An 18,705-nucleotide genomic window follows, 5' to 3' on the forward strand; every position below is an offset into this window, starting at 1 on the left:
CGTCCACACGACCTGCGGCATGATGCGAGGCGTGACCGGACGACTGATGCTTCTCGACACCGCCTCCCTCTACTTCCGCGCCTACTTCGGCGTGCCGGACTCGGTGCGGGCGCCCGACGGCACGCCGGTGAACGCCGTGCGCGGGCTCCTCGACTTCATCGACCGCCTGGTGAAGGACCACCGGCCCGACCACCTGGTCGCCTGCATGGACGCCGACTGGCGGCCGCAGTGGCGGGTGGAGCTGATCCCCTCCTACAAGGCGCACCGCGTGGCCGAGGAGCGCCCGGCGGGCCCCGACGAGGAGGAGGTGCCCGACACGCTGTCACCGCAGGTGCCGGTCATCGAGGCCGTCCTCGACGCGCTCGGCATCGCCCGTGTCGGTGTGGCCGGGTACGAGGCGGACGACGTCATCGGCACGTACACCGCGCGTGCCACGGGCCCGGTCGACATCGTCACCGGCGACCGGGACCTCTACCAGCTCGTCGACGACGCCCGGGGCGTGCGCGTGCTCTACCCGGTCAAGGGCGTCGGCACGCTCAACCTCACCGACGAGGCCGCGCTGCGCGAGAAGTACGGCGTCGACGGCCGCGGCTACGCCGACCTGGCGCTGCTGCGGGGCGACCCGAGCGACGGCCTGCCCGGCGTGGCCGGCATCGGCGAGAAGACGGCGGCCAAGCTGCTCGCCGAGTTCGGGGACCTGGCCGGGATCCAGGCCGCCGTCGACGACCCGAAGGCGAAGCTCACCCCCTCGCAGCGCAAGCGGCTGACCGAGGCACAGCCGTATCTCGCGGTCGCCCCGAAGGTCGTCCGGGTGGCCGACGACGTCCCGCTGCCGGACGTCGGCACCGCGCTGCCGCACGGTCCGCGCGACGCCGCGGCGCTGGACGCACTGGCGGCCCGCTGGGGTCTGGGCGGCTCGCTGCAACGGCTGCTGACCACGCTCACCGCCTGAGCCGTACCGCTCGGCGCCCGTTCCGTGAGCCACAAGCAGGCCCGGGATGCTAGCTTAGGTAAACCTAACCCGAGGGAACGCACGCAGGGAGCAGGGAGGCCGTCATGGCAGACCGTCCGGCACGCAAGCCGCGCAAGCCGCACACCGCACAGGTCGTCCGCACCGAGCGGCTGACCCCGCACATGCAGCGCGTGGTGCTCGGCGGCGAGGGACTCTCCGCCTTCTCCGCGGACACCTGCACCGACCACTACGTGAAGCTGCTGTTCCCCGCCGGGGGCGCGACGTATCCGGAGCCCTTCGACATGGAGCGGATCCGCGAGGAGTTCCCGCGCGAGCAGTGGCCGGTGACCCGCACGTACACCGTGCGCCACTGGGACGCCGAGCACCTGGAGATGACGCTGGACTTCGTCATCCACGGCGACGAGGGTCTTGCCGGGCCCTGGGCGAAGCGCGTACGGCCCGGCGAGAGTGTCCACTTCATGGGCCCGGGCGGCGCCTACGCTCCCGACACCGACGCCGACTGGCACCTGCTCGCCGGCGACGAGAGCGCGCTGCCCGCGATCGCCCGGTCGCTGGAGGCGCTGCCCGACGGCACCCGGGCGTTCGCCTTCATCGAGATCGACGGCTCCGAGGAGGAGCAGAAGATCGACTCCGACGTGGAGGTCGTCTGGCTGCACCGCGGCGACCGGCCGGTGGGCCGGGCGCTGGTCGAGGCCGTACGCGCACTGGACTTCCCCGAGGGACGGGTGCACGCGTTCGTCCACGGCGAGGCGGCCTGCGTGAAGGAACTGCGCCGGTACCTGCGGGTGGAGCGCGAGATCTCCCGCGAGGACCTGTCCATCTCCGGCTACTGGCGGCTCGGCCACAACGAGGACGGCTGGCAGGCGTCGAAGCGGGAGTGGAACGCCCGCATCGAGGCCGAGCAGGAGGGCACGACGGCCGCGTAACGGCCACGGTGGCCCGGCCGGTCCGCGCGGCGGCCTCAGTCGCCGCGCACGCGCGCGTGCAGGTGCATGTCGTGCCACCCGTCGGGATGCAGCACGGCGCGACGCTTGGTGCCCTCCAGGGCGAAGCCGGTCTTCCCCGCCACCCTGCACGAGGCCTCGTTCGTCACCGCGTGCAGGAGTTCCAGGCGCTGGAAGCCGATCTCGTCCAGGGCCCAGTGGGCGAGCGCCCGCGTGGCCCGCGCGGCGACGCCCCGGCCGCGGGCCGCCGCCGTGGTCCAGTACGCGACCTCGGCGACCCCCTCGTCGAGCACGACCTCCCGCAGGGCCACCCGGCCGAGCAGCCGGTCGTCGGCCGCGTCGGCGACCGCCCACTGGAGGCTCCGCTCCTGCTCCCAGGCCCGCTGCCACTCGGCGATCCAGCCGCGCACCTCCTCCTCGGAGTCGGCGGCGCGTGCGTGCCACTGGTGCATCACCGGATCCTGGAAGGCCAGGTGGACGGCGGGCGCGTCCCCGAGGTCCCACGGGCGCAGCAGCAGCCCGTCACCGGTGGGCAGGGTGGGCTGCGGGGTACGGGAGAGGGAGCCTTCGGCGATGACCGGGCGGATCAGATAGGGCATGGGCCGCATCCTGCCAACGGTCCCGGTCCGCGGCCCAGTGGTTTTCCGGGCCGGCCCGGCCCGCGGCCCGCCGTCGCGACGTACCGCCTCGTACGCTGGCAGGTGATGAGACGCCGCACGCCTCCCCCGCCCTCGCCCCTGCCGCAGCGCGACGGCATCGACGCGGTGCGGGTGCGGCTGCCCCCGCCGGGGCCGTGGTCCACCGTGCGCGAGCACCTGACGGAGCGGCTGTCCGGTGCGGGCGCCGGCGCGGTCGATTCCATGTTCGACGCCGGGCTGTTCGTCGGCGCGGACGGGCGGCCCGTGCCGGGCGACGCGCCGTACGAGCCGGGCATGTTCGTGTGGTTCCACCGCGAGCAGCGCGCCGAGGTCGCGGTGCCCTTCGAGCTGGAGATCGTGTACCGCGACGAGCACGTCGTCGTCGCGGACAAACCACACTTCCTGGCCACCACCCCGCGCGGCGGCCACGTCACCCAGACCGCGCTGGCACGGCTGCGCCGGGAGCTGGACATCCCGGCGCTCGGCGCCGCGCACCGCCTCGACCGGCTCACCGCCGGACTGGTGCTGTTCACCGTGCGCCCCGGGGAACGCGGCGCGTACCAGGGCCTGTTCGGCGACCGACGGGTGCACAAGGTGTACGAGGCCGTCGCCCCGTACGATCCCGCGCTCGCCCTTCCCCGGACGGTCCGCAGCCGGATCCTCAAGGAGCGCGGGGTGCTCGCCGCCCGCGAGGTGGACGGCGAGCCCAACGCCGTGACCCGCGTCGAACTGCTCGAACACCGCGCGGACCGCGGGCTCGGCCGGTACCGGCTGGTGCCCGGGACCGGACAGACCCACCAGCTGCGCGTGCACCTGAGCGCCCTCGGTGTGCCGATCCTCGGCGACCCCCTCTACCCCGAGGTGGCGGCCCCCGTGCCGGCCGGCGACTTCCGGCGCCCGCTGCAACTGCTCGCGCGGGAGCTGGGGTTCACCGATCCGGTCACGGGGCGCGAGCACCGCTTCCGCAGCGCACGGTCCCTGGGCGCCTGGACGGCGTACGAGGAGTGGGCCGGCGGTCAGTAGCCGCGCCACCAGAGCAGGAAGCGCTGCCAGGCACCGCGGGGGCGGGGACGCTCCGGTCCCGGCGCCTGCTGCGGCCGCGCGGCCGCCACCGACACGGGCTCCGGCGGCCGGGGCGGCAGGGGCGGCTGCGTCTGCCGCTCCTCCGGCTTCGGGATGCCGACGTGCCAGGCGGTGCGCCGCGGCGGTTCGGAGGTGTGGCTCGGCTGCTGCCGGATGTCCTGCTGTGCCCTGGGCTCGAACCGCACCGGCAGCTCCACCAGGTGCCGGGACGCGATCGACGACCGCCACCGCAGCTCGTCCTCGTCGCAGTCGAGCCGGACGTCGGGCAGCCGCATCAGCAGCGCGTCGATGCCGGCGTCGGCGATGGCCCGCCCGATGTCCTGCCCGGGGCACTCGTGCGGGCCGCCGCCGAAGGCGAGGTGGGAGCGGTTGCCCTGCATGCTCGCGTCCAGGTCGGGGCGGATGCGCGGATCGACGTTGCCCGGTGCGATGCCGAGCAGCAGGCCGTCGCCCGCCCGGATGCGCTGACCGCCGAGTTCCGTCTCCTGCTTGGCGAAGTAGGCGAAGACGGAGCTGAACGGCGGCTCGTCCCACAGGGACTGCTCGACCGCCTCGGGCACCGTCATCTGGCCGCCGCTGAGCTGGGCGCGGAAGCCCGGATCGGTGAGCACCACGCGCAGCACGTTGCCGATGAGGTTGACGGTGGCCTCGTAGGCGGCCAGGAGGACCACCCGCAGGTGCTCCCTGACCTCGTCGTCGGTGAGCCCGGCCGGGTGGGTGACGAGGTGGCCGGCGATGTCCTCCTGCGGGTTGGCCCGGCGTGCGGTGGTGAGCCGTCCCAGGGCCTCCATGACGTAGGCGTGGCTGGCGATCGCCGTCTCGGTGCCCTTGAGCGTGTCGCGGGCCGCCTCCACCATCCGGTCGCTGTACTCCTCCGGCATGCCGAGGAGATGGCACATCACGCCCATCGGCAGGTGCTCGGAGAACTGGCCGACGAGGTCGGCGCGGCCCTCCTCGCAGAACCGGTTGACGATGCGCTGGGTGTACCGCTTGATGTGGCGGCGCAGTTCCCGGAAGTCGAGGTCGGACATGGCACTGGTGACGGCGCCGCGCAGCCGCTTGTGCTCGTCGCCCTCGGCGTGCGAGCAGATGGGCTGCCAGGCGATGTGCGGCATCAGGGGGTGGTCGGGCTTGACCATGCCCTCGTTGAGCGGGGTCCAGATCCGGCTGTCGCGGCAGAACTGGGCGGGGGTGCTCACCATGTGCAGGTTCTCGGCGTGCCCGAGGACCACCCACATCGGTACGTCGTCGTGGAGCAGCGCCGGTGCCACCGGCCCGTGCTGCTCACGCAGCTTCTCGTACAGCTCCTCCAGGTCGTCCGCCTCGTGCAGCCGGTGCAGTCCGCCCGGCCCGAGGCCGTGCGCGGGGCAGCCGGGCGGTGGTTCGAGCAGGGGTTCGCCCGTTCCGGTCGGGGCATGGCGTTCAGGCGTCACAGTCTCGCTCCGCAGACAAAGTGGGGGTCGGGTCAAGAGGTCGGTCGGACGCGCGTGCTCAGGTGAGCGCGCCCTTCATGGCGAGGGAGTGCAGCAGGCGCATCAGGGTCATCAGGACGTCCCGGCTGGAGGCCCGGCGCCGCACGTCGCAGTCGAGGATGGGGATCTCCTCGGGCAGGTCGAGCGCGGTCCGCAGCTCCGCGACGGGGTAACGGGGCGCGTCGGGGAAGGTGTTGACGGCCACCACGAAGGGCACGCCGCGCTCCTCCAGGCGCCCCATGACGTCGAAGCTGACCTCCAGCCGGCGCGTGTCGACCAGGACGACCGCGCCGAGGGCGCCCTCGAACAGGCCGTTCCACAGGAACCAGAAACGCTCCTGGCCGGGTGTGCCGAACAGGTACAGCACCAGTTGGTCGGTGATGCTGATGCGGCCGAAGTCCATGGCGACGGTGGTGGCCGTCTTGGAGGCGGAACCGAAGTTGTCGTCGACCCCGATGCCGGCCTGGGTCATGGTCTCCTCGGTGGTCAGCGGTCTGATCTCGCTGACGGAGCCGACCATGGTGGTCTTGCCGACCCCGAAGCCGCCCACGATGACGATTTTCACGGCCGCCTCGGCCGTGTGCGGCAGCCGGTCCTCGGTGCGCGGGCCCGGGATCGTGTCAGAGCTTTTGAAGTCCATGCATCACCGCTTCGAGGAGGTTTCGGTCGGCGACCTTCTGGCGGACGATCGGGGCGCGGGCCTGCACCAGTTCCGTCGCCAGCAGGTCGGTGAGCAGCACGGTCACCACACTGAACGGCAGGCTCAGGTAGGCCGACAGCTCGGCTACGGACAGGGGCGCGGCGCACAGCCGCAGCAGCGCCGCCTGTTCCGGTGTGGCGGACACCGGGGGGTCGGCGCGGGCCACGATCAGGGTGACGAGGTCGATGTCGGCGCGCTCGCCGCCCCCCTCGCCGCCGATGACGAAGAGCCGCTCGGGGTTGCGAAGCTCGCCTTCCTTGGCGGGCGGGCCGGAAGGGTGTGACGCGGGGGGCCGTTCCTGCCCGGGAGTTCGCCTCTGGCGCCTGGGAGGAGTCATACGGTCTGCCCGTTGCGCCGTGCGGGACTGGTCAGGTGGGGGCCGATGCGGGCGACCAGGTCGGCCATGCTCAGGCCCATCCGGCCGGGTTCGCAGCGGACGTCGGAGAGCACGGCGAGATAGGCGTTGGGGCCGGCCGCCATCAGGTAGAAGTAGCCGCCGTTCATCTCGATGAGCACCATCTTCATGTCGCCGTCGCTGGTGGGGATCTCCTGGCTGACGGCCCCCGCCAGGCTCTGCAGGCCCGCGCAGGCCGCGGCGACCCGGTCGGCGGCGTCCGGGTCCCCGGAGTAGCGGGCGATGCGCAGGCCGTCGGCGGAGAGCACCACGATCATCTCGATGCCCGGGACGCCGTCGTAGAGATCCCTGAGCATCCAGTCGAACTTGCCTTGCTGCTCGATCACTTGAGGTTCCCCTCGTCGTCTGCCGGGGCGTGGGCCGGCTCGCTGCTGCTGGACTGCTGGTGGGCCTGGGTGGTGCCCGGGTGCTGCTTGAGGCCCTCCCAGAAGGCCCCGATGAAGTGCCCCGGCGGGAGCCCCTGGTCCTTCTCCTGCTCGGGCTCCGGCTCCGCGGGCGCCGGGATGCCGTTGCGGGCGCGCTCGGCGGCCCGGCGGGCCTCGCGTTCGGCGTCCTCCCGCTCCCAGACGGCCTGTTCGGCCAGGCGCTGGCTGAGTGGCATCTTGACCCGGCTGCGACGCTGCGGGAGGCCGCCCGCCGTCCACTCGGTCACCTCGGGAACGTCGTCCTCCAGCGGGACCGTGGCCGGGATGCGGGGGCTGGTGGGACGGCGCTTCTTGGGCTTGCGCTGCGGTCCGGGCAGGGCGTCCGGGCCCGGGGTGGGAATCGAGGTGGCGCCGATGCCGTGGGCGAGTCCGACGCCGGGCTCGGTGGTCATCATCTTGCTCGGCACGATGAGGATGGCGCGGACCCCGCCGTACGCGGAGGCGCGCAGCGAGACGTCCATGCCGTACTGCGTGCAGAGCCGTCCCACGACCGACAGGCCGAGGCGCGGATGGTGGGCGAGGTCCTGGACGTCGGTGCCGCGCTTGGCGTGCTCCAGCAGGCCCTCGATGCGGGCGCGGGACTCCTCGCTGAGGCTGACGCCGGCGTCCTCGATCTCGATGCACACGCCGCTCTGCACCTCGGTCGCGGTGACGTGCACCTTGGACCCCGGGGGCGAGTAGCGGGTGGCGTTGTCGAGCAGCTCCGCGGCGGCGTGGATGACCTGCTCGACCGAGGTGCCCTTGATGTTGACCTTGGCGATGGAGGCCAGGTTGATCCTGCGGTACTCCAGGATCCGGGACATGGCGCCGCGCAACACGCTGTAGAGGGCGACGGGCTCGGGCCACTGGCGTCCGGGCCGGCCGCCGCCGATCACGGAGATCGAGTCGGCCAGGCGGCCGATCAGCGCGGTGCCGTGGTCGATGCGCAGAAGGTCGTCGAAGACCTCGGGGTTGCGCCCGTGGTCCTCCTCCATCTCGCGGAGTTCCTTGTTCTGCTGGTGGACGATCGCCTGGACGCGGCGCGCGATGTCGACGAAGGAGCGCTCGGCGGACTCGCGCATGGAGTCCTGGTGGTCGACGATCTCGCAGACCATGCGGGTCAGCTTGCGCTGGGGCTCGCCGAGTTCGGTGTAGGAGGGGTCCACCTCGGCGAGGCGGGTCATCACCTCGCGGGGGGTACTGCCCGAGCGCATGAAGTCCAGGACGTTCGGGATGACTTCGCCGCCGAGGCGGACCATCTCCTCGTGGTGACTCGCGGCCCGGTGTTCCAGATACGCGCTGTGACGGGCGTGCTCGGCGCGCAGGTCCCGCAGCGCACGGCCGCGGCGTACCGCTTCGGCGGCCGCGGTGATCACCAGGAGGGTGGCGACGGCGCCGCACAGGCCGACGGCGAGCCGGGCCGGTTCCGTCACCAGGGCGACGGCGGCCCCGGTGGCCGCGGCCATCAGTATGGCCGGCAGCAACAGCGTTCGCGCGTAGGGAAGTTCACGGCGACCTGGAGGGGAATCAACACTCACCATGTAGGCCCTCTGAAAACGAATCGGCTGGGATGGGGGAGCTTGCGGCGGGGTATGTCTGGGAGTTGTCGGGATCTTCGGCGCATTGGGAACAAGCGCGCGATTACACCTCAACTCGGTGCGCTGCGGGCGAGCTTAGTCCGAGCGGATCATCGCTGTGTCATATTCAGCAAGCACCTGAAACGGGCATGGGGACTGGAGTAGGGTCGGGCCCATTTGCACGCCAGGGAGCCATTCGAACACATGGAGTAACGGCGCACGGGCGCGCGAAGATCACTCACCGTAATGAGGGAAAGGGGCACCGAAGGGGCCCGGGACGCGCAAGGGCCCGGAACCGCGCAGGGGCCCGGCGGGATGTCCCGCCGGGCCCCTGTGGCGTCGGAGTCAGCCCACGGACGAGTAGGCGACCACTCCCCGCAGCAGTTCGTCGACCGCCTTGCGCGCGTTCTTGGGGACGGTGGAGCCCTCCCCGGGCGCGGCGGCCGAGATCTGGCCGAGGACGTCGATGACCTGCTTGCACCAGCGCACGAAGTCGCCGGCCGGCATCTCCACCTCGCGCAGCACCTCGTCGAGGCCCTTGCCGGACGCCCACATGTACGCCGCCCAGGCGAAGCCGAGGTCGGGCTCGCGCTGGCCGACGCCCTCGGTCTGGCTGATCCGGAAGTCCTCCTCCAGGGCGTCCAGGCGGCCCCAGATGCGGACCGTCTCGGCGAGGGCGGCCTTGGCCGGCCCCGAGGGCACCTTCGGCGCCATCGCGTCGTCGGCCACCCGGGACTCGAAGACCAGGGCCGAGACACAGGCGGCCAGCTCGGCCGGGGACAGGCCCTCCCAGACGCCCTCGCGCAGGCACTCGCTGGCGAGCAGGTCCAACTCGCCGTAGAGCCGGGCGAGGCGCTTGCCGTGCTCGGTGACCTCGTCGCCGCGCAGGTAGTCCAACTCCGTCAGCAGCGCGACGATCCGGTCGAAGGTACGGGCGATGGTGTTCGTCCGGCCCTCGATGCGGCGCTCCAGCTGCGAGGTGTCGCGCATCAGCCGGTGATAGCGCTCGGCCCAGCGGGCATGGTCCTCACGGTCGTCGCAGCCGTGGCAGGGGTGGGCACGGATCTCCTTGCGCAGCCGGGCGATCTCCCGGTCGTCGGCCGCCTGTGACCGCTTCTTGCGGGCACGGTCGGGCGGGATGTGCCCGGCCTTGGTGCGCAGCGCGGAGGCGAGGTCCCGCCGGGACTGCGGCGAGCGCGGGTTGAAGGACTTCGGGATCCGCATCCGGTCCAGCGCCTCGACGGGCACCGGGAAGTCGATCGACGCCAGCCGCTTGACCTGGCGTTCGGCGGTCAGCACCAGCGGACGGGGCCCGTCGTGGTGCTCGAAACCGCGGTGCCCGTTGGACCGCCCGGCGGGCAGGCCGGGGTCCAGCACCAGGGCGAGTCCGGCGAACTTGCCCGTCGGCACGTGGATGACGTCGCCCGGCTTCAGCTTCTCCAGCGCCACGGCGGCCTCGGCACGCCGCTGGTTGGCGCCCTGGCGGGCCAGCTCGTTCTCCCGGTCCTTCAGTTCGCGGCGCAGGCGCGCGTACTCGTCGAAGTCGCCGAGGTGACAGGTCATGGAGGCCTTGTAGCCCTCAAGACCCTCCTCGTTGCGCTGCACCTGCCGGGAGATCCCGACGACCGACTTGTCGGCCTGGAACTGCGCGAAGGACGTCTCCAGCAGCTCCCGCGAGCGGTGCCGGCCGAACTGGTCGACCAGGTTGACCGCCATGTTGTACGACGGCTTGAAGCTGGAGCGCAGCGGGTACGTGCGGGTGCCGGCCAGCCCCGCCAGGTGATCGGGGTTCATGCCGCGCTGCCACAGCACCACGGCGTGGCCCTCGACGTCGATGCCACGACGGCCGGCCCGGCCGGTGAGCTGGGTGAACTCGCCGGGGGTGATGTCTGCGTGCTGCTCGCCGTTCCACTTGACGAGCTTCTCCAGCACGACCGAGCGGGCGGGCATGTTGATGCCGAGGGCGAGGGTCTCGGTCGCGAAGACGGCCTTGACCAGTCCGCGGACGAACAGCTCCTCGACGACCTCCTTGAACGTCGGCAGCATGCCCGCGTGGTGGGCGGCGATGCCGCGCTCCAGGCCCTCCAGCCACTCGTAGTAGCCCAGGACGTGCAGGTCCTCGGTGGGGATGGAGGCGGTGCGCTCCTCGACGAGCGCGCGCACCCGCTCCCGGGCGTCCTCGTCGTTGAGCCTGAGACCGGCGTACAGGCACTGCTGGACGGCGGCCTCGCAGGCGGCGCGGCTGAAGATGAAGGTGATCGCGGGCAGCAGGCCCTCGGAGTCGAGCCGCTCGATGACCTCGGGCCGGCTCGGCGTCCAGACGCGGGAGCGCTGTCTGCGCTCGCGCTCCCGGTCGGCCTCCTTCATGGCCCGGCCACGCCTGCGGTCCTGGTAGGACGGGCGGCTCGCCTCCAGGCGTGCCATCCGGGTGAGGTCGGGGTTGACGGCCTTCTTGTGGCCCTCGCCCTCCTCGAACAGGTCGTACATCCGGCGCCCGGCCAGCACGTGCTGGAACAGCGGCACGGGCCGGTGCTCGGAGACGATCACCTGGGTGTCGCCGCGCACGGTGTCGAGCCAGTCGCCGAACTCCTCCGCGTTCGACACGGTCGCCGACAGTGACACCAGGGTCACCGACTCGGGGAGGTGGATGATCACCTCCTCCCACACCGCGCCGCGGAACCGGTCGGAGAGGTAGTGCACCTCGTCCATGACCACGTATCCGAGGCCGAGGAGGGTCTGCGAGCCCGCGTACAGCATGTTCCGCAGGACCTCGGTGGTCATCACGACCACCGGGGCGTCGGAGTTCACGCTGTTGTCGCCGGTGAGCAGGCCCACCTTGTCCGTGCCGTAGCGGCGGCACAGGTCGGCGTACTTCTGGTTCGACAGGGCCTTGATCGGCGTCGTGTAGAAGCACTTCTTGCCCTGCTGGAGGGCGAGGTGGACGGCGAACTCGCCGACGATGGTCTTGCCGGAACCGGTGGGTGCGGCCACCAGCACGCCCTTGCCCGTCTCGAGCGCCTGACAGGCCTCGATCTGGAAGGGGTCGAGGCCGAAGTCGTACATCTCGCGGAAGGAGGCGAGCGCGGTGGCCTGCTCGGCAGCGCGGCGGCGTGCTGCCGCGTACCGCTCGGCCGGTGAGAGATCCTCTGTCATCGTGCTTTCGAGCGTACCGGGCCGCACTGACAACAGGACGATCATTATCGGGATCGGCCGTGTGGGGGTTCCGTGGGGGGCGGCCGCGTCCGGCGTCACCGCCCCGGCGGCGGTCGAGTCAGGTCAGGTCAGGTCACGTCGTCGAAGCCGTTGACGCGGTCCTTCGTGGCCTGCTCGGGCAGGGCGCGGGCGGTGGTCACTGCCTCGACCTCGCCGATGTCCTCGGGGGTGAGGTCCAGCTCGGACGCCTCGTCGTCGTCGGGCTCCAGGGCCTCGCGGCGCGACTTCCGGCGGTCGTGCAGCAGCGAGATGGTGACCGCGGCGAAGTACAGGACCCAGATCGGCCCGGCCAGGATGATCATGGTCAGGGGGTCCGTGCTCGGCGTGGCGATGGCCGCGAACAGCGTGATGCCCATGATCATCGCGCGCCACCAGCCGAGCATGCGCTTGCCGGACAGCACTCCCGTGAGGTTGAGCATCACCAGCAGCAGGGGCAGCTCGAAGGAGAGACCGAAGACGATCACCATGCGGGTGACGAGATCGAGCAGGTCGTCCAGCGGCAGCAGGTTGTCGACGTCGCTCGGCGTGAAGTCGATCAGCACCTTCGCGGAGGTGGGCAGCACCGCGTAGGCGAAGTAGGCACCGACGAGGAACAGCGGGGCGCCACTGGCGACGAACGCGTAGGCGTACTTCTTCTCGTTGCGGTGCAGTCCCGGGGCGACGAACGCCCACAGCTGGTAGAGCCAGACCGGCGAGGCCAGCACCACGCCCGCCGTCAGGGACACCTTCAGCGCCAGGGTGAAGGGACCGAGCAGGCCGTTGATGGTGATCTGCGCGCACGGCTCCGAGCCGGCCTTCGACTGGGCCAGCTCCTCGAACGACTTCTCACAGCCGATCGAATCGAGGATCGGATCGGTGAGGACGTTGATGATCTCTCGATAGAAGAAGGCGGCGGCCACGGTGACGACGACGATGGCCAGCAGCGCCTTCGCGAGCCGGTTGCGGAGCTCACGAAGGTGCTCCGCGAGAGGCATCCGCCCCTCCGGGTCCTTCTCCTTGTTGCGGGCAGACTTCAGCAACCCACGTTCCCATCTCGTGCGGCGGGCCGGAGGTCACCGGCCCTGCGTCAGCGCTTGGTCGTGTCCGTCGGCTCGGTGACCGGCCGGGAGCTGGTCACGTCGCCGGGGGCGGCCTGGATGGTGCGCTGCGCCGCGGACTGCTCTGGGTTCGGCGGGTCGGCGGGGGCCTCGTCGTCGGACTTGGCCTCGCTCTTCATCGCCTTGGCCTCGCTCTTGAGGATGCGCGCCGACTTGCCGAGCGACCGCGCCATGTCCGGAAGCTTCTTCGCGCCGAACAGCAGGATGATGACGACGAGGATGAGAATGATCTCGGGCGCGCCGAGCCTTCCGAACATAAGTCTTTACCTTCTCACCGAGGCGGCTGGGTGGGGGTGCTGTCCGACCGGCCGGACATACGTCCGATCGATCGTCTTGTGCAGCGATCGTAACGCTCAGGGGTGAACGTGAGGCAATCCCCGTGCGTACTCCCGTCCGCGACCGGGCCTCGTTTTCCTGGCCGCGACCAGCAGCGTACCGTCCGGGACGGGTGAGGTGACAGGGCGAAGTGTCCCAAAACGTAACTCACACCGGCCCGCCGGGGCACCGAAGCGGCCCCGCGGCGGGATTCAGTCGTTCACAAGGAGTCCACGGCGCGGGCGGCGCTCTCGCTCGCGCGCTCGAGATCCTCCGCGGCCCGGCTGATCCGGTGGGCGGAATCCGTCACCTGCCGGCCCAGGCGCTGCGCCTCCACGAACACCTTCACGGCGAGCACCGCGAGAACGGCAAGGCCCAGGAAACCCACGGCAACGGCGAACATCGGCCAGAACATGACGTCGACCCTAGACCGTGGAGTGCAGCCGCAGGGTCCTGACCCCGCCGCCGGTGAGCAGCTCCACGACCCGCTCCCCCGCCGGCTTGCGGACGGCCGACCCGCACTCGGGGCAGGTGAACGAGTAGAAGGTGGTGCGGCTCGTGGCGCCGATGGCCAGGCGCAGGGCGCTCGCGGCGAGCTCGAAGCGGCCGCGGCAGTCCGGGCAGCCCGCCTTGAACACGACCGGCGACACGCGTCTCATACCGGCGAACGCGGACGCCGCCGTCATGCCCGGCACGCCAGGCCCGGGTCCCCGCCCTGGCCCTGATCCCGGGCCTGGCCCCAGGGACTCGCTCACAGTCCTCGCTCCTGCCTGTCGTGCCGCCCCTCGACGGTCTCGGTCCCGCCGCCCGCCCCGGCCGCCTCGATCCCGTCGTACGCCGAGAGCGCCTCGCGGGCGGCCTGCCGGGCGCTGTCGGCGAGCACGGACGGGGAGACGATCCGGCCGTCGCGCCCGAGCCGCAGCGCCAGCCGCCGCAGCGAGGCCGGATCGGGGGTGCGCAGAGTGATACGCAGGCCCCCGTCGGGAAGTTCATCCGCGCTGTCGTGCGGGTAGTACTCGGCCACCCAGCGCCCGCCGGGGCCGACCTCCACGACGACCTCGGGGTCCTCGGCCGCGGGCTGCACCAGCCCCTCCGACAGGTCCCGCAGCTCCACCTCGGGCGGCGCGGAGGGCTCGTCCAGGATGCGGATCTCGGCGACCCGGTCGAGCCGGAAGGTGCGCCGGGCCTCGGAGCGGCGGCACCAGGCCTCCACGTAGGTGTGCCCGACGCTGACGAGCCGGATGGGGTCGATCTCGCGCTCGGTGACCTCGTCGCGGGCCGGCGAGTAGTAGCGGATCCACAGCCGGCGGCGCTCCGAGATGGCCCGGTCCACGTCGGCGAAGACGCCGCCCTCGGACTCGAAGGTGACGGACAGGCGCGAGCTGGCACCCGCGGCCTCGCCGGCCGAGGTCTCGACCTTGGCGGTCGCCCGCAGCAGCGCCTGCCGGTCGCTCTCGCGCAGCCCAGGCAGGGTCGCCACGGCCCGCGCGGCGACGAGCAGCGCGGTGGCCTCGTCGGCGGCCAGCCGCAGCGGCTCGGCGGCGTCCGCGCCGAGGGCGGCGGGGTTGTGCCACCAGATGCGCTCGCCGTCGGTGTCGATGTCGAGCAGATCGCCGCCGCGGAAGCTGGTGCCGCACATCGGCAGCACGTCGAGATCGGAGACCAGCTCGTCCTCGGTGATGCCGAAGGCGCGCGCGACGTCCTCCACCCGGGCCCCGGGACGCTCGCGCAGATACGTCACCAGGGACAGCATCCGTCGGGTCTGGTCGATGGCGTTCACTGGCCTGACCGGTTTGCCTGCCACTGTGTAGTCCGCTCCCCCTCAGCCCTTGGCGACGGCACGCAGCCGGTCCACCACGTCCGCACGCAACTCCGCGGGCTCCAGCACCACCACGTCCGGCCCGAACTCCACCAGCCAGGCGTCCAGGCCGTGCCCGTACGGAATCTCCAACTCTGCCCAGCCGTCTCCCAGTTCCCGGACCTCGGTGGCCTTCGCCCGCAGGGGGTACCCCGCGTCCGTGCGCAGCCGGATCAGCGCGGAGCGGTCGGCGGTCTCCCCCGCCCAGCTCGCGACCGTCTCCCGGACGGTGACGACGTCGGGCACGGGGGCGGTGAACCGCGCGCCCCGCGAGCGCACCCTGCCGGTGATCCGCGACAGCCGGAACACCCGCTCGGCACCGCGGTCGCGGTCGAACCCGGCCAGGTACCAGTGGCCGCGCCAGCACTCCAGCGCCCAGGGCTCCACATGCCGGGGCTCGGGCTGGGCGGCATTGGCCTTGCGGTAGTCGAAGAGGACCGGGCGACGGTCGCGGCAGGCCAGCATCAGCGGCTCGAAGGCCGCCTCGTGCACCGGGATGCGGGGCTCCAGCGCGCTGTGCGCCTCGTACGGGTCGACGTCCTCGGGCAGCCCGGCCGCGCGCAGCTTCTGCAGCGCGCCGCTCGCGGCACCGGCGAGGCGGGCCTGCTGCCACACCTTGGCGGCGAGCCCGAGCGCGGCGGCCTCCTCGGCGTCCAGGGTGATGGGCGGCAGCCGGTTGCTGTCGCGGCGGGCCAGGTAGCCGATCTCGCCGTCGAGGCTCTCGACGGTCTCGATGACGAGCCCGAGTTCCCTGAGGTCGTCCTTGTCCCGCTCGAACATGCGGTTGAAGGAGTCGTCGGAGCCCGCTTCGAGGTAGGCCTCGACGGACTCGCGCAGCTCGCGCTTGCTGAGTGGCCGCCGCGTCCCGAGCAGACACAGCGCCAGGTTCATCAGCCGCTCGGCCTTGGCAATGGCCATCGACGCCCTTCTCCCTATGGTGCTTACGACGGATGACCGTACCGCCCCGGGGTGGCGCGGCAAAAGCCGAGGGCCCATGCCCGGACAGGCATGGACCCCGGATGACCGGCTCTGATCACTGTCCGTTCGGACCTGGATCAGACTCCGAGCAGATCGACCACGAAGATCAGCGTCTCGCCGGGCTTGATCGCCGGGGTCGGGCTCTGGTTTCCGTAGGCGAGGTGGGCGGGGACGGTCAGCTGGCGCCGGCCGCCGACCTTCATGCCCTGCACGCCGCGGTCCCAGCCCGCGATGACGCGGCCGCCGCCGAGCGGGAAGCGGAACGGCGCCCCGCGGTTCCAGCTGGCGTCGAACTCCTCGCCCGTGCTGAAGGCCACGCCCACGTAGTGGACGGTCACGGTCTGACCGGCCTCGGCAACCGGGCCGTCGCCCTCCCAGATGTCCTTGATCTCGAGGTCCGCCGGGGGCTCGCCGCCCGGGAAGTCGACCTCGGGCTTGTCGATGCTCACGTGTTCAGCTCCTGCTTGTCTGCGGAAAGGCAACGGCCCAAGTCTTACATCCTCCAGGGCGTCACATCTTCGCGAGGATGTCGACGGAGAAGACGAGTGTGGAGTCCTTCTTGATGCCGCTGCCCTCCGGCGGGCTGTCGCCGTAGCCCAGGTCCGGCGGAATGACGATGAGGACGCGGCTGCCGACCTTCTTGCCCGTCAGGCCCTGCGCCCAGCCCTTGACGACCTGCTGGAGCGAGAACGAGGTCAGCTGCTTCCTGCCGTACGTGGAGTCGAACTCCTTGCCGCCGTCCCACAACACACCCTTGTACTGCACGAGCACGCTGTCCTGGGCGCCGACCTCGGCGCCGTCGCCCTCCAGGACGTACTCCGCCACGAGCTTCTTCGGCGCGTCGGCCTTCGGCACCTCGATGGAGGGGGCCTTGCCGTCGGTGTTGGTGCCGACCTTCGGCAGGGCGGCGTCGTCCTGGGGGACTTCCTTGCCCTTGGCGGAACTCTTGGCGTTGAAGGTGTCCTGGACGTCGACCACGAACACCAGCGTGTCGGAGCCCTTGATGCCCGCCTGCTCATTGCCCTGCTCGCCGTACCCCCAGGTCGGCGGCACGGAGAACTGGACGCGGCTGCCGGTCTTCTTGCCGGTGAGCGCGTACCGCCAGCCGTCGATGATGCTGCCCTGGGCGAGCTGGATGACGAGAGGCGTCTTGCGATCGTAGGAGTTGTCGAAGACCTTCGCGCTCTGCCACACCTGACCGAGGTAGTTCGCCGACACGAAGTCGTTCTCCGCGACGGCCTTGCCGCCGCCCGCGATCACCGTCTTGACCGCGAGATCCTTGGAGGGCTCGCCACTGCCCTTGGCCACGGTCGGCTTCTCGTCGAACTTGGTCCCCGCGGTGATCGCCGGCAGCGGGCCGTCGACGATCTTCGGCGGAGGCGGTGCGGAGGTGGCCGACGCCTCGGGTGACGCGCTGTCACTCGCGTTGCTCGATGAGCCGGAGTCGTCGTCGTCACCGCATGCGGCGAGCGTGACCAGTCCCGCGGGGACGGCGATGAGGAGTGAGCGTCGGCGCACGGTGGGGGCCTCGTATCGGTCTCGGTCGGTGTTCCTGGATGGCGTGCGCGCAACTCTACGGCGTGAGAAGGGCACCGTACGGATAACGTACGGTGCCCGTGTGGCGTTCCGCCCCTTCGTGCGGAGACGCGTGTCTCACCCCGTGCGGGTCACATTCCGGCGATCAGCTTCTCCACCCGGTCGTCCACCGAGCGGAACGGGTCCTTGCACAACACGGTGCGCTGCGCCTGGTCGTTGAGCTTGAGGTGGACCCAGTCGACGGTGAAGTCCCGGCGCTGCTCCTGGGCCCGCCGGATGAAGTCGCCGCGCAGCCGGGCCCGAGTGGTCTGCGGCGGAACGGACTTGCCCTCGAAGATCTTCAGGTCGTTGGCGACCCGGGCCGCCTGGCCCTTCTTCTCGAGCAGGTAGTACAGACCACGACGACGGTGGATGTCGTGGTAGGCGAGGTCTATCTGCGCGACCCTGGGATGCGACATGGTCATGTTGTGCTTGGCCCGGTACCGCTCGATGAGCTTGTACTTCATGACCCAGTCGATCTCGGTGTCGATGCGGTCGAGGTCCTCGGCCTCGATGGCGTCCAGCGTGCGGCCCCACAGCTCCAGCACGCGCTCGACGGTGCCGGTGCGGATGCCGCGGCGGTCGACGAAGTCCACGGCCTTCTCGTAGTACTCCCGCTGCACCTCCAGCGCGGACGCCTCCCGGCCGCTGGCCAGGCGCACCTTGCGCCGCCCGGTGATGTCGTGGCTCACCTCGCGGATCGCCCGGATCGGGTTCTCCAGGGTGAGGTCGCGCATCACCGTGCCCGCCTCGATCATGCGCAGCACCAGGTCGGTGGCGCCGACCTTGAGCAGCATGGTCGTCTCGGACATGTTCGAGTCGCCCACGATGACGTGCAGGCGCCGGTAGCGCTCGGCGTCGGCGTGCGGCTCGTCGCGCGTGTTGATGATGGGCCGGGAGCGGGTGGTCGCCGAGGAGACGCCCTCCCAGATGTGCTCGGCCCGCTGACTGACGCAGTACACGGCACCGCGCGGCGTCTGCAGCACCTTTCCGGCGCCGCAGAGCAGCTGCCTGGTCACCAGGAACGGAATGAGGATGTCCGCGAGCCGCGAGAACTCCCCGTGCCGGGCCACGAGGTAATTCTCGTGACAGCCGTAGGAGTTGCCGGCGGAGTCGGTGTTGTTCTTGAAGAGGTAGACGTCGCCCGCGATTCCCTCCTCGTGCAGGCGTCGTTCGGCGTCCACCAGGAGTCCTTCGAGAATGCGCTCGCCCGCCTTGTCGTGGGTGACGAGTTCAGTCACGTTGTCACATTCGGGTGTCGCGTATTCCGGATGTGATCCCACGTCGAGATAGAGGCGGGCACCGTTGCGCAGAAAGACATTGCTGCTGCGGCCCCATGACACGACACGGCGGAAGAGGTACCGCGCCACCTCGTCAGGCGACAGGCGGCGCTGTCCCCTGAACGTGCACGTGACGCCGTACTCGTTCTCCAGCCCGAAAATGCGGCGGTCCATGACTGAACA

Annotated in this window: 19 protein-coding genes; 3 read left to right on the forward strand and 16 right to left on the reverse strand. The window is 71.1% G+C overall.

Annotated elements, in window-relative coordinates; all coding sequences use genetic code 11:
* Positions 1–46: 46 nt before the first annotated feature.
* Positions 47–952 carry a 5'-3' exonuclease H3TH domain-containing protein gene (locus ACGH7X_RS08065; protein ID WP_399896852.1) on the forward strand — a complete coding sequence of 302 codons (906 nt, stop codon included), beginning with the start codon at positions 47–49 and terminating at the stop codon, positions 950–952.
* Between the two features lie 104 nt (positions 953–1,056).
* Positions 1,057–1,899, forward strand: coding sequence for a siderophore-interacting protein (locus ACGH7X_RS08070; RefSeq protein WP_399883035.1), 843 nt, complete (start codon positions 1,057–1,059; stop codon positions 1,897–1,899).
* A 35-nt stretch (positions 1,900–1,934) separates the two neighbouring features.
* Here the strand turns inward: ACGH7X_RS08070 and ACGH7X_RS08075 are convergent, their stop codons facing one another.
* On the reverse strand, positions 1,935–2,516 hold the full coding sequence (locus ACGH7X_RS08075; protein WP_399883037.1) for a GNAT family N-acetyltransferase: 582 nt from the start codon (positions 2,514–2,516) through the stop codon (positions 1,935–1,937).
* A 105-nt stretch (positions 2,517–2,621) separates the two neighbouring features.
* Between ACGH7X_RS08075 and ACGH7X_RS08080 the strand changes: the two genes are divergently transcribed.
* Positions 2,622–3,578 (forward strand): RluA family pseudouridine synthase, encoded by a 957-nt coding sequence (locus ACGH7X_RS08080; RefSeq protein WP_399883039.1) that lies wholly within the window; start codon positions 2,622–2,624, stop codon positions 3,576–3,578.
* Here the strand turns inward: ACGH7X_RS08080 and ACGH7X_RS08085 are convergent.
* The 15 genes from ACGH7X_RS08085 to pafA form a co-directional block, all read right to left on the reverse strand.
* Positions 3,572–5,071, reverse strand: coding sequence for a cytochrome P450 (locus tag ACGH7X_RS08085; protein WP_399883041.1), 1,500 nt, complete (start codon positions 5,069–5,071; stop codon positions 3,572–3,574). The two genes, ACGH7X_RS08080 and ACGH7X_RS08085, sit on opposite strands and share 7 nt — an antisense overlap.
* Positions 5,072–5,129: 58 nt before the next feature.
* Positions 5,130–5,750 carry a GTP-binding protein gene (locus tag ACGH7X_RS08090; RefSeq protein WP_399883043.1) on the reverse strand — a complete coding sequence of 207 codons (621 nt, stop codon included), beginning with the start codon at positions 5,748–5,750 and terminating at the stop codon, positions 5,130–5,132.
* On the reverse strand, positions 5,731–6,147 hold the full coding sequence (locus ACGH7X_RS08095) for a DUF742 domain-containing protein (protein ID WP_399883045.1): 417 nt from the start codon (positions 6,145–6,147) through the stop codon (positions 5,731–5,733). The genes ACGH7X_RS08090 and ACGH7X_RS08095 overlap by 20 nt, the downstream gene beginning before the upstream one ends.
* On the reverse strand, positions 6,144–6,521 hold the full coding sequence (locus ACGH7X_RS08100) for a roadblock/LC7 domain-containing protein (protein WP_202544993.1): 378 nt from the start codon (positions 6,519–6,521) through the stop codon (positions 6,144–6,146). The genes ACGH7X_RS08095 and ACGH7X_RS08100 overlap by 4 nt, the downstream gene beginning before the upstream one ends.
* Positions 6,522–6,547: 26 nt before the next feature.
* Entirely contained in the window at positions 6,548–8,170 is a 1,623-nt protein-coding gene (locus ACGH7X_RS08105; RefSeq protein WP_399883047.1) for a sensor histidine kinase, read from the reverse strand.
* Between the two features lie 381 nt (positions 8,171–8,551).
* Positions 8,552–11,404 carry a DEAD/DEAH box helicase gene (locus ACGH7X_RS08110; protein WP_399883049.1) on the reverse strand — a complete coding sequence of 951 codons (2,853 nt, stop codon included), beginning with the start codon at positions 11,402–11,404 and terminating at the stop codon, positions 8,552–8,554.
* A gap of 83 nt (positions 11,405–11,487) precedes the next feature.
* Positions 11,488–12,438, reverse strand: coding sequence for a twin-arginine translocase subunit TatC (gene tatC, locus ACGH7X_RS08115; protein WP_399883051.1), 951 nt, complete (start codon positions 12,436–12,438; stop codon positions 11,488–11,490).
* A gap of 47 nt (positions 12,439–12,485) precedes the next feature.
* Positions 12,486–12,773: a Sec-independent protein translocase subunit TatA gene (gene tatA, locus ACGH7X_RS08120; protein ID WP_399883053.1), complete on the reverse strand. Its 288-nt coding sequence runs from the start codon at positions 12,771–12,773 to the stop codon at positions 12,486–12,488.
* A gap of 278 nt (positions 12,774–13,051) precedes the next feature.
* Entirely contained in the window at positions 13,052–13,246 is a 195-nt protein-coding gene (locus ACGH7X_RS08125; protein WP_399883055.1) for a hypothetical protein, read from the reverse strand.
* A gap of 10 nt (positions 13,247–13,256) precedes the next feature.
* Positions 13,257–13,586: a hypothetical protein gene (locus ACGH7X_RS08130; protein ID WP_399883057.1), complete on the reverse strand. Its 330-nt coding sequence runs from the start codon at positions 13,584–13,586 to the stop codon at positions 13,257–13,259.
* Entirely contained in the window at positions 13,583–14,635 is a 1,053-nt protein-coding gene (locus tag ACGH7X_RS08135) for a helix-turn-helix transcriptional regulator (RefSeq protein ID WP_399883059.1), read from the reverse strand. The genes ACGH7X_RS08130 and ACGH7X_RS08135 overlap by 4 nt, the downstream gene beginning before the upstream one ends.
* A gap of 18 nt (positions 14,636–14,653) precedes the next feature.
* Complete coding sequence (locus ACGH7X_RS08140) at positions 14,654–15,607, reverse strand: helix-turn-helix transcriptional regulator (protein WP_399883061.1); 954 nt, start codon at positions 15,605–15,607, stop codon at positions 14,654–14,656.
* Between the two features lie 137 nt (positions 15,608–15,744).
* Positions 15,745–16,116 (reverse strand): FKBP-type peptidyl-prolyl cis-trans isomerase, encoded by a 372-nt coding sequence (locus tag ACGH7X_RS08145; protein ID WP_399883063.1) that lies wholly within the window; start codon positions 16,114–16,116, stop codon positions 15,745–15,747.
* A gap of 61 nt (positions 16,117–16,177) precedes the next feature.
* Entirely contained in the window at positions 16,178–17,185 is a 1,008-nt protein-coding gene (locus tag ACGH7X_RS08150; protein WP_399883065.1) for an FKBP-type peptidyl-prolyl cis-trans isomerase, read from the reverse strand.
* A gap of 149 nt (positions 17,186–17,334) precedes the next feature.
* Positions 17,335–18,696 carry a Pup--protein ligase gene (gene pafA, locus ACGH7X_RS08155; protein ID WP_217170756.1) on the reverse strand — a complete coding sequence of 454 codons (1,362 nt, stop codon included), beginning with the start codon at positions 18,694–18,696 and terminating at the stop codon, positions 17,335–17,337.
* Between the last annotated feature and the right edge of the window lie 9 nt (positions 18,697–18,705).

It is taken from the genome of Streptomyces sp. BBFR51 (genome assembly GCF_044591655.1).
GTDB lineage: Bacteria > Actinomycetota > Actinomycetes > Streptomycetales > Streptomycetaceae > Streptomyces.